Source organism: Salmonella sp. 32020114201800008SM (assembly GCF_017572025.1).
Classification (GTDB): Bacteria; Pseudomonadota; Gammaproteobacteria; order Enterobacterales; family Enterobacteriaceae; genus Salmonella; species Salmonella enterica.
The window spans coordinates 38,379-51,982 of the sequence record NZ_JAGEQM010000012.1; the positions used below are offsets into that span (position 1 = coordinate 38,379).

The 13,604-nt window shown below is 54.2% G+C and carries 14 protein-coding genes; 4 read left to right on the top strand and 10 right to left on the bottom strand.

Annotated elements, in window-relative coordinates:
• Positions 1 to 29: 29 nt before the first annotated feature.
• Both pstB and phoU read left to right on the top strand, forming a co-directional pair.
• Complete coding sequence (gene pstB / locus J4613_RS21590) at positions 30 to 803, top strand: phosphate ABC transporter ATP-binding protein PstB (protein ID WP_000063118.1); 774 nt, start codon at positions 30 to 32, stop codon at positions 801 to 803.
• A gap of 14 nt (positions 804 to 817) precedes the next feature.
• Positions 818 to 1,543: a phosphate signaling complex protein PhoU gene (gene phoU, locus J4613_RS21595; protein WP_000377800.1), complete on the top strand. Its 726-nt coding sequence runs from the start codon at positions 818 to 820 to the stop codon at positions 1,541 to 1,543.
• Positions 1,544 to 1,637: 94 nt separating this feature from the next.
• On the opposite strand, the gene yieH is transcribed toward phoU, so the two are convergent.
• A complete protein-coding gene (gene yieH, locus J4613_RS21600; protein ID WP_021000930.1) occupies positions 1,638 to 2,303 on the bottom strand; it encodes a 6-phosphogluconate phosphatase in 666 nt (221 codons plus the stop codon).
• Between the two features lie 168 nt (positions 2,304 to 2,471).
• On the opposite strand from yieH, the gene adeP reads away from it, so the two are divergent.
• Positions 2,472 to 3,809: an adenine permease AdeP gene (gene adeP / locus J4613_RS21605; protein ID WP_001519317.1), complete on the top strand. Its 1,338-nt coding sequence runs from the start codon at positions 2,472 to 2,474 to the stop codon at positions 3,807 to 3,809.
• 44 nt (positions 3,810 to 3,853) lie between these two features.
• On the opposite strand, the gene J4613_RS21610 is transcribed toward adeP, so the two are convergent.
• The 9 genes from J4613_RS21610 to rpmH form a co-directional block, all read right to left on the bottom strand.
• Complete coding sequence (locus tag J4613_RS21610) at positions 3,854 to 4,438, bottom strand: NADPH-dependent FMN reductase (protein ID WP_001575173.1); 585 nt, start codon at positions 4,436 to 4,438, stop codon at positions 3,854 to 3,856.
• Positions 4,438 to 5,193, bottom strand: coding sequence for a 4'-phosphopantetheinyl transferase superfamily protein (locus J4613_RS21615; RefSeq protein WP_000190678.1), 756 nt, complete (start codon positions 5,191 to 5,193; stop codon positions 4,438 to 4,440). Before J4613_RS21615 ends, J4613_RS21610 begins: the two co-directional genes overlap by 1 nt.
• Before the next feature lie 157 nt (positions 5,194 to 5,350).
• Complete coding sequence (gene yidZ / locus J4613_RS21620; RefSeq protein WP_000749365.1) at positions 5,351 to 6,310, bottom strand: HTH-type transcriptional regulator YidZ; 960 nt, start codon at positions 6,308 to 6,310, stop codon at positions 5,351 to 5,353.
• The gene (locus tag J4613_RS21625; RefSeq protein WP_023260141.1) at positions 6,279 to 7,466 is read right to left on the bottom strand and encodes an MFS transporter; all 1,188 of its coding nucleotides are present in this window, start codon (positions 7,464 to 7,466) and stop codon (positions 6,279 to 6,281) included. The genes yidZ and J4613_RS21625 overlap by 32 nt, the downstream gene beginning before the upstream one ends.
• 182 nt (positions 7,467 to 7,648) lie before the next feature.
• A complete protein-coding gene (gene mnmE / locus J4613_RS21630; protein WP_000019081.1) occupies positions 7,649 to 9,013 on the bottom strand; it encodes a tRNA uridine-5-carboxymethylaminomethyl(34) synthesis GTPase MnmE in 1,365 nt (454 codons plus the stop codon).
• Positions 9,014 to 9,153: 140 nt separating this feature from the next.
• Positions 9,154 to 10,800: a membrane protein insertase YidC gene (gene yidC, locus J4613_RS21635; protein WP_000378278.1), complete on the bottom strand. Its 1,647-nt coding sequence runs from the start codon at positions 10,798 to 10,800 to the stop codon at positions 9,154 to 9,156.
• Between the two features lie 2 nt (positions 10,801 to 10,802).
• Positions 10,803 to 11,060, bottom strand: a complete 258-nt coding sequence (gene yidD / locus J4613_RS21640; RefSeq protein WP_001307474.1) for a membrane protein insertion efficiency factor YidD — start codon at positions 11,058 to 11,060, stop codon at positions 10,803 to 10,805.
• The gene (rnpA, locus tag J4613_RS21645) at positions 11,024 to 11,383 is read right to left on the bottom strand and encodes a ribonuclease P protein component (protein WP_000239725.1); all 360 of its coding nucleotides are present in this window, start codon (positions 11,381 to 11,383) and stop codon (positions 11,024 to 11,026) included. Before rnpA ends, yidD begins: the two co-directional genes overlap by 37 nt.
• A 16-nt stretch (positions 11,384 to 11,399) precedes the next feature.
• A complete protein-coding gene (gene rpmH, locus J4613_RS21650) occupies positions 11,400 to 11,540 on the bottom strand; it encodes a 50S ribosomal protein L34 (RefSeq protein WP_000831330.1) in 141 nt (46 codons plus the stop codon).
• A gap of 660 nt (positions 11,541 to 12,200) precedes the next feature.
• On the opposite strand from rpmH, the gene dnaA reads away from it, so the two are divergent.
• Positions 12,201 to 13,601: a chromosomal replication initiator protein DnaA gene (gene dnaA / locus J4613_RS21655; RefSeq protein WP_000059093.1), complete on the top strand. Its 1,401-nt coding sequence runs from the start codon at positions 12,201 to 12,203 to the stop codon at positions 13,599 to 13,601.
• The last annotated feature ends 3 nt before the right edge of the window (positions 13,602 to 13,604 follow it).

A 13,604-nucleotide genomic window follows, 5' to 3' on the forward strand; every position in this document is an offset into this window, starting at 1 on the left:
ATGCGGCGCTGGATGAGGAAAAGAGTGAAATGAGTATGGTTGAAACTGCCCCGAGTAAGATTCAGGTTCGTGATTTGAACTTCTACTACGGCAAATTCCATGCCCTGAAGAACATTAATCTGGATATCGCGAAGAATCAGGTAACGGCATTTATCGGGCCATCCGGCTGCGGTAAATCAACGCTACTGCGTACCTTCAATAAAATGTATTCGCTTTATCCGGAGCAGCGAGCGGAAGGTGAAATTCTGCTGGATGGCGACAATATTCTCACCAACACCCAGGATATCGCGCTGCTGCGCGCAAAAGTGGGGATGGTATTCCAGAAGCCGACGCCGTTCCCGATGTCCATCTATGACAATATCGCCTTTGGCGTGCGTCTGTTTGAGAAGCTGTCTCGTGCCGATATGGACGAGCGCGTGCAGTGGGCGTTGACCAAAGCCGCATTATGGAACGAAACCAAAGATAAATTGCACCAGAGCGGGTACTCTCTCTCCGGTGGTCAGCAGCAGCGTCTGTGCATTGCGCGCGGTATCGCCATTCGTCCGGAAGTGTTGCTGCTGGATGAGCCATGTTCAGCTCTGGACCCGATCTCCACCGGGCGTATCGAAGAGCTGATCACCGAGCTGAAACAGGATTACACCGTGGTGATCGTGACCCACAACATGCAGCAGGCGGCACGTTGTTCCGATCATACGGCGTTTATGTACCTGGGCGAGTTGATTGAGTTCAGCAACACGGACGATCTGTTCACCAAGCCCGCGAAGAAACAAACAGAAGACTATATCACCGGTCGTTACGGTTAATTCAGGAGTGCGTAATGGACAGTCTGAACCTTAATAAACATATTTCCGGCCAGTTCAACGCCGAACTGGAAAGCATCCGCACTCAGGTAATGACCATGGGCGGCATGGTGGAGCAGCAGCTTTCTGACGCTATCACCGCTATGCACAACCAGGACAGCGAGCTGGCGAAGCGCGTGGTAGAAGGCGACCATCAGGTTAATATGATGGAAGTCGCCATCGATGAGGCCTGCGTGCGTATTATCGCCAAGCGCCAGCCGACGGCGAGCGATCTGCGCCTGGTGATGGCGATTATCAAAACCATCGCCGAACTGGAGCGCATTGGTGACGTGGCGGATAAAATCTGCCGTACCGCGCTGGAGAAATTCTCCCAGCAGCACCAGCCGCTGTTGGTGAGTCTGGAGTCACTGGGCCGCCACACCGTGCAGATGCTGCACGACGTGCTGGATGCGTTCGCGCGCATGGATCTCGACGAAGCGGTGCGTATCTATCGTGAAGATAAGAAAGTTGACCAGGAGTACGAAGGCATCGTGCGTCAGCTGATGACCTACATGATGGAAGACTCGCGCACCATTCCCAGCGTGCTGACCGCGTTATTCTGCGCGCGCTCTATCGAGCGTATCGGCGACCGCTGCCAGAATATCTGTGAATACATCTTCTACTTCGTGAAGGGGCAAGATTTCCGTCACGTCGGCGGCGATGAGCTGGATAAGCTGCTGGCGGGGAAAGACCCAAAAGAGTAAATCTCATTCTTTTGCCCGGTGGCGCTGCGCTTACCGGGCCTACAGGTACAGATGCTGTAGGCCGGATAAGCGTCAGCGCCATCCGGCATTTCAGTTAACGCGTAATCTCCCACCCGCGCGCTTTCCACAATCCCGGCAACTGCGCCAAATCGGTAAAAGTCGTCACGTTAGGGTGATCGATCGGCTTGTTATGCGGATCGGCGCAGAAATAAAACACTTCCATTCCCGCCGCAATTCCTGACTGCGCGCCTGCGCTGGAATCATCCACCAGAATACACTTCTCAACATTGACCTTCATGGCGTTCGCCGCATGGAGCATCAGCGCCGGATCGGGCTTCCAGCGTTGAATATCGTAACCGCTAAACAGCAAATCAGGAAAATGATGCAACATGCCCAGTTTACCCAGCGAATGCTGCATCTTACTGACCGGCCCGTTGGATACCACGCACATGGGCGTCTTAATGCTGTCCAGCAGCGTATTTGCGCCCGCGATCGCTTCCAGTTCGGTATCGAACAGGCGCGCCACTTCCGCGCGGTACACCGGCTCCAGCTCCGCCTTTGCCAGCGCAACGCCATGCTCTTTACTGATGGTATCGATAATTTCGTAGAGCTTTACGCCTTTAAAGCGTCTGAATACTTCCGTGAGCTCAAGCGTAATGCCGAACTGCCGGAACATAGCGACATAGGCACGCGAGCAAATCACTTCACTGTCGACCAGCGTGCCGTCACAGTCAAAAAACACCGCTTCGATTTGGGACATGTCATTTCCATTTTAACAAGTTTAACGTTTACGTAATGCTGAATGAGGGGACGCAATCGTTGCCGTACTAACAAATTGAGTGAAAAAAATTACCACACAACTGCGCCAGGTGTCGCATTTTGGTATAGGATAACGGCGAATTTTCCCTCCTTTCTCCGGAAATTGATAATGAGTCAACAACACACCACCCAGGCTTCTGGTCAGGGTATGCTGGAACGCGTGTTTAAACTGCGCGAACATGGCACGACGGCACGAACCGAAGTGATCGCCGGTTTTACCACTTTCCTGACGATGGTTTATATCGTTTTTGTTAACCCGCAAATTCTGGGCGTAGCTGGCATGGACACCAGCGCCGTCTTTGTGACCACCTGTCTGATTGCGGCCTTTGGCAGTATTCTGATGGGCCTGTTCGCTAACCTGCCGGTGGCGCTGGCGCCCGCGATGGGGCTGAACGCGTTCTTTGCCTTCGTGGTTGTGCAGGCAATGGGACTGCCGTGGCAGGTAGGCATGGGCGCCATTTTCTGGGGCGCTGTTGGTCTTTTATTGCTGACTATCTTCCGCGTGCGTTACTGGATGATCGCCAACATTCCGGTCAGCCTGCGCGTGGGCATCACCAGCGGCATCGGCCTGTTTATCGGCATGATGGGGCTGAAAAACGCCGGCGTGATCGTCGCTAACCCGGAAACGCTGGTCAGCATCGGCAACCTGACCTCGCACAGCGTGCTGCTGGGGGTTCTCGGATTCTTTATTATTGCGATTCTCGCTTCGCGCAACATTCATGCGGCGGTGCTGGTGTCCATCATCGTCACGACGCTGCTTGGCTGGATGATGGGCGATGTACATTACAACGGCATTGTCTCCGCGCCGCCAAGCGTCACCAGCGTGGTAGGGCATGTCGATTTGGCAGGTTCGTTCAATCTTGGCCTGGCGGGGGTTATTTTCTCCTTCATGCTGGTAAACCTGTTTGACTCCTCCGGTACGCTGATTGGCGTGACCGATAAAGCCGGGCTGGCGGATGAGAAAGGCAAATTCCCGCGCATGAAGCAGGCGCTGTTTGTTGATAGTATCTCTTCTGTCACTGGCGCATTTGTCGGAACGTCTTCTGTGACCGCTTATATTGAATCCTCTTCCGGCGTTTCGGTGGGCGGTCGCACCGGTTTGACGGCGGTGGTGGTCGGTATTTTGTTCCTGCTGGTTATCTTCCTGTCGCCGCTGGCGGGCATGGTGCCGCCTTACGCGGCGGCGGGCGCGCTGATTTACGTCGGCGTGCTGATGACCTCCAGCCTGGCGCGGGTAAACTGGCAGGATTTAACCGAATCGGTCCCGGCGTTTATTACGGCGGTAATGATGCCGTTTAGCTTCTCGATCACCGAAGGTATCGCGCTGGGCTTTATCTCTTACTGCGTGATGAAAATCGGTACCGGTCGCCTGCGCGACCTTAGCCCGTGCGTAGTGATTGTCGCGCTGTTATTTGTGCTGAAGATTGTGTTTATTGACGCACACTGATGAAATGAACCCTCGCCCCATCGGGGGGAGGGTTTTTAAATAACTTACGCTTTAACGCGCTGAATATACTCGCCAAATGCGGTCAGCTGACCGGTCAAATGATCTAACGTTCCCTGATCCACCACTTCTCCAGTCTGCGGGTCGACTTTATTCTGAATCACGCCGCCCATAAACTCCGGTTTGTTCATCACCATCGCATCAAGGAACACCAGAATCTGGCGCAGATGATACTGGCAGCGCGCGCCGCCAATCGCCCCCATTGAACTGGTCTGGATAAGAACGGGCTTACCCGCCAGCGGCTGCTCAGGCAGACGGGATAGCCAGTCGATGGCATTCTTCAGGCCGCCGGGAACGGAATAGTTATATTCCGGCGTCACAATGACGACGCCGTCGGCGTTGCGAATCTGCTCCGCCAGCGCCTCTACGCTGGCTGGAAATCCCTCTTCCTGCTGGATATCGGCGTCATACAGCGGAATATCCCCGATCGAAGGCAGCGGCGATACCGTCATTCCTGCCGGCGCGACTTTAGGCAGCGTACGCGCCACCATCCCGTTAAAGGAACCTTTGCGTAAACTTCCCAGCAATGTAACCACATTCAGCGTTTCAGACATACGTGCCCCTTTTTTCATTATGAACGATTAAGCGTATACGATTTGGCGGCGGGGAGTTGGGCGAATCGCATCAGACGCCCGGTTGGCTCATTGGCGCGCGTCTGGATATCGGGCAGGCTTTTCCAGCCCAGTTTGCCATCGAACTCCCACACTTTTAATTTTTCTATCGCTGGCGTAACGGTTACGGACCATACCAGCACATCTTCCGCATCGCATACGGCTTCAAGCTGTGTGACATGCGCGCACTTCAGGCGTCCGGCAACGGGTAAAAGTTGCAGCTCCCGCGGATCGTCATTCATGACATCGCCGGTGAGTTTTAACACGCTCTGGCGCAATGTAATGAGTTGCGCTCGCGCTTCGTTGGGATCGTTTTGATTGGCTACCCATAAGTTTTCATTACGGGAGAAAGGGTGGCGTTCGAGCGAATGCGGATGGTGAAAGCCGCGGGAGGTGCGCTGTAATTCCATATCCAGCCCGCACTCTCCTTCGGTGGTCAACGCCACGCCAACCATATTTCCGGCGTAGGAGATAGAAAAGCCTGGCAGATTTTTGTCACGAAACGCGGGTTTACCTTTCGCCTGAATAATGATTTCCGGCAGCTCGCTAATTCCGTACAGCATAAACATCAGTTCGGCAAGAAGGCCTCTGGAGGCGAGAAAACGCGTTCGTCGGTGAGCAGGCAGGTTTCTGGCTTCAATATGGCAAGACGAAGAGAGACGAATTGAAACCAACTGTCCCTCCGTAAGTATCCCTCTGGCAAAGTGAGTCGCCATTTTTCGCTCCGTGATTAATGGTCCGTGATAATGACGAGAGTAACATTAACGTAAATTATGGACAGGTTTTACGCGCTAAAAATTCAATTTCAGAAGGTTCTTTAATCAGACGGTGACATTTCTGGTAAGAGGAAGGTTAATTTATCAACGCAGGTGGTCAGATAAGGCGACGGCAGAGCGTGTTGATAGCCTGTCGTAGCCACACAATCTTGGGATTATGACTATTACGTTTGTGCCATAATAGGGTAAACGGCACCATCAGCTTTTCCCGCTGTTGCGCATCAAAAGGCAGGGGGCGCGCCACTAACGGTAGCTGGTGGAGCTGATTGTAGTGCTGGCAATAGCGCGGCGCGGTTGCTATCAGGGTGTGATCCGGCTGGGCGGCCATAAAGAGCGACTGCTCGAACCCCGGCAGGCTCAACGCGATATGGCGTTTGCGTCCCATTTCTTGCAGGACATCATCCAGCGCCCAGGTATCACTTTGCTCCCAGCAAATACTGATATGCGGGTAGCGCAGAAAAGTGTCCAGATCCCACGCTTCGCGCAGCGCCGGATGATCTTCCCGCAGCCAGACCCACGGCAAATCGCTAAACAGTACCTCAAAATCAATCGCGAGCGGCAACAGACTGAGCAATTCTCGCGAGCGGGGATGGCTTTCGCGTCCGGTAAATCCGATATCGACTTCCCCGCGCGTAATCGCCTCCAGCGAGTCATAATCCCAGTTGCGAACCTTAATGGTAGCCTGCGGATAGCGCTGATAAATCTGCTGCGACAGTGAATTAAACATAATCATCATCAGCGGCGACTCTGCCGCCAACTCAAATTTTAAACCGCGCGGCGTTTGATGATGCGGCTTATCAAGCAGTTGATTCCCCATCTGCATCCAGTCCGCCAGACTTTGCTCCATACTGACCATCAGCGGCGTCGGCGCCAGGCCCAGCGGCGTATTGACGAACAGCGGATCGTCAAACCATGCCCGGAGTTTCGCCAGCGATTTGCTGACCGCCGAGGGCGTTACGTTCATCCGTTTTGCAGCTTTAGTGACGCTGCGCTCCTGCATGAGTAACTGTAGGCATAACAGCAAATTAAGGTCGAGATTGGTAAGGGATTTCTTCATGCTCGGCTACGGACCTGTTGGGCGTGACGGAGAAGATCAGCAGAATACTCACTATGCTACAACCAATCAGAATCCCGATCAGCATATTCATCGCGCTGATACCGAGTATTGCCGCCAGCCAAATCCACAGTGATGAACCGCAAACCTGCGCGATACCGAGCGTGGAACTGGCCACTCCGGCGCGCAGCGAAAACGGCCCCAGCGCCTGGCTCATCGCGACGCCAAAACCAACCGAGAATCCGGCGCAGATAAGCGTCAGGCCAAAGAGTGTGACGGTATTGGTATGAGCAAGGCTTAACGTCACGCCAGCCGTCAAAAACAGCCCCTGTGAGACGAGCATTAAGGTTCGCGGCTTAAATAACCCAAGCGCAAAAGGGGTGGAAAAAGAGACGACCATACTGACGCCTGCGGTGAGCGCCATGGTAATGGCATAGTCGCCACGGCTAAATCCCATCACCTCCATCAGCAGCACTGGAGAGGCATTGACAAAGGTCAGGATCACCGACACGCTAAGGGTGGTGATCGCCAGTCGACTAACGAAAAAACGGTTAATCAGCGACTCGGCGGCGGGCGACGATCGTGATAAATCGCGTGGAGCCAGCCTTACCGGGCGCGTCTCGCGCAGGATAAACAGTGATAACAGGCCCACAATAATGCCCATCGCGGACATCGTATAGAACAGACTTTGCCAGGGGAAACGAAGCATAATCAAATGCCCCACCACCGGGGCGAGTACCGGCACAATACAGGTAATCCCATTCAATAATGACAGCACTTTCGCCCGGCGATGCTCGTCGAGCGTGTCGCGCAGAATGGCGAACGCCACCACATAGCAGCCGCCTGCACCTATTCCCTGAAGAAAACGCCCACTCAGAAATAGCGAGCCTTCCGACGCCCGTGAACAAAGCAGTGAGGCCATCATAAAAACGATCGCGCCGACGATCGCGACCGGTTTGCGGCCTGACTGATCGGCTATCTTCCCGGCAAACAGCATGGCCGTCGCCATTCCGGCCAGGTAAACGGAGAAGGCGATATGCAACTGCGACTCACTGGCGTTCAGATCGACGGCTATACGCGGTAAACCGACCAGATACATATCAATACCGGCAGGATAGAGTAAAACCAGGGCAAAACTACACAGTAGAAAACGTTTCATAGCGGCCTCACGAAAAGTGTGGCGCTAAGAATACGGGGCGACGTTGCGCGAGACGAGTTGCCATTTGGACAACAGTGATTTCCTCATGGGAAATTATTGCTGCCGGATGGCGGCATAAACGCCTTATCCGGCTTACGGGTTTTGTAGGCCCGGTAAGCATCGCGCCACCGGGCAACACAACGTTATTTGCCGATACAGAAGCTGGAGAAAATCCGTCCCAGCAGGTCGTCGGAGGTAAACTCGCCGGTAATCTCGCTTAAGCTTTGCTGCGCCAGGCGCAACTCTTCCGCCAGCAGTTCCCCCGCCCATGCGCCTAATAACTGCGCTTTGCCCTGCTCAAGATGTTCAGCGGCTTCCGCCAGCGCCTGTAGGTGACGGCGGCGGGCCAGGAAGCCGCCTTCCATATTGGTATCAAACCCCATGCTCTGCTTGAGGTGGTTACGCAACACGTCGACGCCTTCGCCGGTACGCGCCGAGAGGCGAACCAGTGAGTGACCGTTTACTTCACTAATACCCAGCGTTTCGCCGGTGATATCCGCCTTGTTACGTACCACGGTAATCGGTAGATTTTTGGGCAGACGGGCGATAAAGTCCGGCCAGATGTCGGCAGGGTCAACGGCGTCCGTCGTGGTGCCATCCACCATAAACAGCACGCGATCGGCCTGTTCAATCTCCTGCCAGGCGCGTTCGATGCCGATACGCTCAACTTCGTCGCTGGCGTCGCGCAGTCCGGCGGTATCGATGATATGCAGCGGCATCCCGTCGATGTGAATATGCTCGCGCAACACGTCGCGCGTGGTGCCGGCGATATCGGTAACAATGGCCGCTTCACGGCCTGCCAGCGCATTCAGCAGGCTGGATTTCCCGGCATTCGGGCGTCCGGCAATCACTACCTTCATCCCTTCGCGCAGCAGGCTGCCCTGGCGCGCTTCGGTGCGCACGGCGTCAAGATCGGCGATGACACCATTGAGCTGCGCTTCGATTTTGCCGTCAGAGAGAAAGTCGATCTCCTCATCCGGAAAATCGATAGCCGCTTCGACGTAGATTCGCAGGTGAGTAAGTGCTTCCACAAGGTGGTTAACGCGGGCGGAAAATGCCCCCTGTAACGAGTTTAGCGCCGAACGCGCCGCCTGTTCGGAACTGGCATCGATCAGGTCGGCAATGGCTTCCGCCTGGGCTAAATCGAGCTTATCGTTGAGGAACGCTCGCTCGGAGAACTCGCCCGGTCGGGCAATGCGCACGCCTGGAAGCGTCAGGATACGTTTTAACAGCAGGTCCAGGATCACCGGACCGCCGTGCCCTTGTAGCTCCAGCACATCTTCACCGGTGAAGGAGTTTGGGCCGGGGAACCACAGCGCAATACCCTGATCCAGCGCGCTGCCGTCAACGTCTTTAAACGGCAGGTAGTCGGCATAGCGCGGCTTCGGCAGCTTGCCCAGCACCTCTTGCGCAACGTCGCGCGCTTTCAGACCAGAGATACGCAGGATACCCACGCCACCGCGTCCCGGTGGGGTTGCCTGGGCGACGATAGTGTCGTTATGGCTCATGGTTAGTCTCAACTTTGTTGCAATAAAAAAGGCGGTCATATGACCGCCTTTTGATTGTAGGCCTGATAAGCGTTAGCGCCATCAGGCTGACCGGCGCGCCTTGCCGGATGGCGGCTTCGCCTTATCCGGCCTACACCGAATCAGGATTTTTTCTTCTCGCGGCTATGCAGGCCACGCTTCTCCAGACCACGGTAAATCAGCTGCTGCTGAATGATGGTGACCAGGTTGCTGACGATATAGTACAGCACCAGACCTGACGGGAACCACAGGAAGAACACCGTAAAGATGACCGGCATAAAGGTCATGATCTTCTGCTGCATCGGGTCGGTCACGGTGGTCGGCGACATCTTCTGAATGAAGAACATCGTTACGCCCATCAGGATCGGCAGAATGTAGTACGGGTCCTGTGCGGACAGGTCATGAATCCACAGCGCGAACGGCGCATGACGCAGTTCAATGGAACCCATCAGCATGTAGTACAACGCCAGGAAGATAGGCATCTGGATGATCAGCGGGAAGCAGCCGCCCAGCGGGTTAACCTTCTCCGCTTTGTACAGGGCCATCATCTCCTGGCTTTGGCGCTGTTTATCATCGCCAAGACGTTCGCGCATCGCCTGAATTTTCGGCTGCAGCATACGCATCTTCGCCATTGACGTGTACTGCGCTTTGGTCAGCGGGTACATGATACCGCGAACGATAAAGGTAATGATGATAATGGAGAAGCCCCAGTTGCCCACAAAGCTGTGGATCCACTTCAGCAACTTGAACAGCGGCTGAGAGATGAACCACAACCAACCGTAGTCCACGGTCAAATCCAGGTGCGGTGCAACAGCCGCCATTTTATCCTGAATTTCCGGGCCGACCCACAGGGTGCTGGTCATCGCGCCAGTCTGGCCTGGCTGTACCAGTACCGGCTGCGCTTTATAGCCGATAGCGACAATGCCGTTACCCAGATTGGCGGTGTAGAAATTGTTGGTGCCGTCGTTACGCGGAATCCATGCGGTAGCGAAATACTGCTGCAACATTGCCACCCAACCGCCTTTGGAGCTGACGTTGAGGTTTTCGTTATCGGCAATGGTGTCGAATTTGTATTTCTCATACTTCTCATCCGGCGTGGAGTACGCTGCGCCGCGGAACGTATGCAGCGCAAAGTTGCTGCTGCCGGTGTCGCGATGAGGAGGCAGGTTGACGGATTGTTTTAACTGACCAAAGGTGGAGACTTCCAGCGGTTTTTCGCCGGTGTTCTGCACGCTATAGTTCACGTTAACCGCATAATCGCCACGCTTAAAGACAAACGTTTTGGTAAACGTGTTGCCTGCGGCGTCAGTATAAGTCATCGGAACCTGCAGTTCGTTCTGACCGTCGGCCAGTACAAACGCATCTTTCTCGACGTTGTACAGCGGACGCGGGCCGTTCGCCGGGTTATCCGGGCCGTCGCGGCCTGTCAGGCCGCTTTGCGCCTGATAGATAAACTGCGGGGTGGTTTCCAGCAGCTGGAACGGTTCGTTGGAACCCAGTTCTTTCGGGTAAGCCGGGAGCAAGGCCTGCTCGACATCACCACCACGGGTGTTGATAGTCAAATCAAGCACATCGGTTTTCACCGTAATCATTTTCCCCTGGCCACTGGCTGGTACGCCCTGGTCGGCGGCGCTACCCGCTGCGGTGGTCGTTGTCTGCGTGGTCTGTTGAGTCTGAGGTTGCGGATTTTTATCCTGCTCCCAGGCTTGCCAGATCATGAAAGACACGAACAGCAAAGCGATGACTAAAAGATTGCGTTGCGAATCCATCGTTAGTGTTCTCTGGTATCAAATGGTCCGGGCGGGACGGGATCGTCACCACCAGGGTGTAAAGGGTGGCATTTTAATACGCGTTTCACCGTCAACCAACTGCCTTTTATCACTCCAAACCTGCGCAATGCCTCAATTCCGTAGCTTGAGCACGTTGGCGTGAAACGACAATGCGGCCCAAGCAGCGGACTGATCAGGCGTTGATAGACCCGAATAAGGGCTATCAGGACCCGCGAGCCAGGCGACAGTGGCGGCGCCATAATTTTTCCAACGCTTCCGAGAGAGCACGGTTATCGAGGTCGGCAACCCCTTTTTTCGCCACCACCACGAAATCCATTGCAGGAAGTTCATGCTGGCGCAGACGGAAGCTTTCACGCGTCAGACGTTTAATCCGGTTGCGTTCATGCGCACGTCGAACATTTTTCTTGGCGACGGTAAGACCGATACGGGGATGCCCCAGCGAATTCAGGCGGCCGAGGATGGTGATTTGCGGCGTGCCAGCCCGTTGAGGTTGCTGGAAGACGAATGTGAAATGAGCGGGAGTTAACAAACGTAACTCCCTGGGAAATGCGAGCTTAACCACTCAGGGGTTAGCTTTATTACTTGGAAACGGTCAGACGAGCGCGGCCTTTAGCACGACGACGTGCCAGAACCTGACGACCATTTTTAGTAGCCATACGAGCACGGAAGCCGTGAGAACGGTTGCGCTTCAGTACAGACGGTTGAAAAGTGCGTTTCATGGCGATTTCTACCTAAACTTGAATAAATTCACTGACTTTTGCGTATACCCGAACAAACTTTGAACGACTTACGCCACAGTGTGGGTGATTAAAGAGGCCGGATTGTAATAATTGTACACTCCGGAGTCAATTCTCTTTCCTTATTTTCCCGCGATTTTCCACGCCTTTTTGTGCGGAAAATAAGCAGCGTTGACGCCATATGACGGGCATTGCGCGACGGGTGGAGAATTATACGGACTGCCAGGTAAAGCGCAAGGATCGCCCTGGATCTTTATGCGATCTTTTAGGCGTCTGCTCACCTTTACCTATTAATTTTTTCAATATGCGCGCGAAAGCGTACAGGAGTTCCCCAGGATCGATTACACTTATCCTTTCCTGGAAAGTCCTGTGGATAAATCGGGAAGAATCTGTGAGAAACAGAAGATCTCTTGCTCAGTTTAGGCTATGATCCGCGGTCCTGATCGTTTCAAACGATCCTGGTCAGGCATGAACACGAAATCTTTCAGACTGCGTGAAGTCGCGATCGTTTGAAAGATCCGTGAAAACCGCAGACAGCGGTTCGTGCGTCACCCTTCATGCAGGGTCTTATCGACGTGCGCCAACAATCATTAATGTATCAGCCTTTGTCATTTATCGACTTTTGTTCGAGTGGAGTCCGCCGTGTCACTTTCGCTTTGGCAGCAGTGTCTTGCCCGATTGCAGGATGAGTTACCAGCCACAGAATTCAGTATGTGGATACGCCCGTTGCAGGCGGAACTGAGCGATAACACGCTGGCTTTGTATGCGCCAAACCGTTTTGTGCTCGATTGGGTAAGAGATAAGTACCTCAACAATATCAATGGATTACTCAACACATTCTGCGGCGCGGATGCCCCACAACTGCGTTTTGAAGTGGGAACAAAGCCCGTTACGCAAACGCTAAAAACGCCTGTGCATAACGTTGTCGCGCCTGCGCAGACAACGACGGCGCAGCCGCAGCGCGTAGCGCCTGCGGCCCGTTCGGGCTGGGATAACGTACCAGCGCCGGCGGAGCCGACCTACCGCTCCAACGTCAATGTTAAGCATACATTTGATAACTTCGTCGAAGGTAAATCCAACCAACTGGCGCGCGCGGCGGCACGTCAGGTGGCGGATAATCCTGGCGGCGCTTATAACCCGTTATTCCTCTATGGCGGCACTGGTCTGGGTAAAACTCACCTGCTGCACGCGGTGGGTAACGGCATTATGGCGCGCAAACCCAACGCGAAAGTCGTGTATATGCACTCCGAGCGCTTTGTGCAGGACATGGTAAAAGCCCTGCAAAATAACGCCATCGAAGAGTTTAAACGCTACTACCGCTCCGTTGACGCATTGCTGATCGACGATATTCAATTCTTCGCCAATAAAGAACGATCCCAGGAAGAGTTTTTCCACACCTTTAACGCTCTGCTGGAAGGCAATCAGCAGATCATTTTGACGTCGGATCGCTATCCGAAAGAGATCAACGGCGTTGAGGATCGTCTCAAGTCCCGCTTTGGTTGGGGGCTAACAGTGGCGATCGAACCACCAGAGCTGGAAACCCGCGTGGCGATCCTGATGAAAAAAGCGGACGAAAATGATATTCGTCTGCCAGGCGAAGTAGCGTTCTTTATCGCCAAGCGTCTACGCTCTAACGTACGTGAACTGGAAGGCGCGCTGAACCGGGTGATCGCCAATGCCAACTTTACCGGCCGGGCGATTACTATCGACTTTGTGCGCGAAGCGCTGCGCGATTTACTGGCGTTGCAGGAAAAACTGGTCACCATCGACAATATTCAGAAGACGGTGGCCGAGTATTACAAAATCAAAATTGCGGATCTGCTTTCTAAGCGTCGATCTCGCTCGGTAGCACGTCCGCGCCAGATGGCTATGGCGCTGGCAAAAGAGCTCACCAACCACAGTCTGCCGGAAATCGGCGATGCGTTTGGCGGGCGCGACCACACTACCGTACTTCATGCCTGTCGTAAAATTGAGCAACTGCGTGAAGAAAGCCACGATATCAAAGAAGATTTTTCGAATTTAATCAGAACATTGTCGTCGTGATCC

Bases quoted from the DNA above. Each gene is read 5' to 3' on its own strand.
- pstB (WP_000063118.1), top strand. From the start codon at position 30: ATGAGTATGGTTGAAACTGCCCCGAGTAAGATTCAGGTTCGTGATTTG.
- phoU (WP_000377800.1), top strand. From the start codon at position 818: ATGGACAGTCTGAACCTTAATAAACATATTTCCGGCCAGTTCAACGCC.
- yieH (WP_021000930.1), bottom strand. From the start codon at position 2,303: ATGTCCCAAATCGAAGCGGTGTTTTTTGACTGTGACGGCACGCTGGTC.
- adeP (WP_001519317.1), top strand. From the start codon at position 2,472: ATGAGTCAACAACACACCACCCAGGCTTCTGGTCAGGGTATGCTGGAA.
- J4613_RS21610 (WP_001575173.1), bottom strand. From the start codon at position 4,438: ATGAAAAAAGGGGCACGTATGTCTGAAACGCTGAATGTGGTTACATTG.
- J4613_RS21615 (WP_000190678.1), bottom strand. From the start codon at position 5,193: ATGGCGACTCACTTTGCCAGAGGGATACTTACGGAGGGACAGTTGGTT.
- yidZ (WP_000749365.1), bottom strand. From the start codon at position 6,310: ATGAAGAAATCCCTTACCAATCTCGACCTTAATTTGCTGTTATGCCTA.
- J4613_RS21625 (WP_023260141.1), bottom strand. From the start codon at position 7,466: ATGAAACGTTTTCTACTGTGTAGTTTTGCCCTGGTTTTACTCTATCCT.
- mnmE (WP_000019081.1), bottom strand. From the start codon at position 9,013: ATGAGCCATAACGACACTATCGTCGCCCAGGCAACCCCACCGGGACGC.
- yidC (WP_000378278.1), bottom strand. From the start codon at position 10,800: ATGGATTCGCAACGCAATCTTTTAGTCATCGCTTTGCTGTTCGTGTCT.
- yidD (WP_001307474.1), bottom strand. From the start codon at position 11,060: ATGGCGCCGCCACTGTCGCCTGGCTCGCGGGTCCTGATAGCCCTTATT.
- rpmH (WP_000831330.1), bottom strand. From the start codon at position 11,540: ATGAAACGCACTTTTCAACCGTCTGTACTGAAGCGCAACCGTTCTCAC.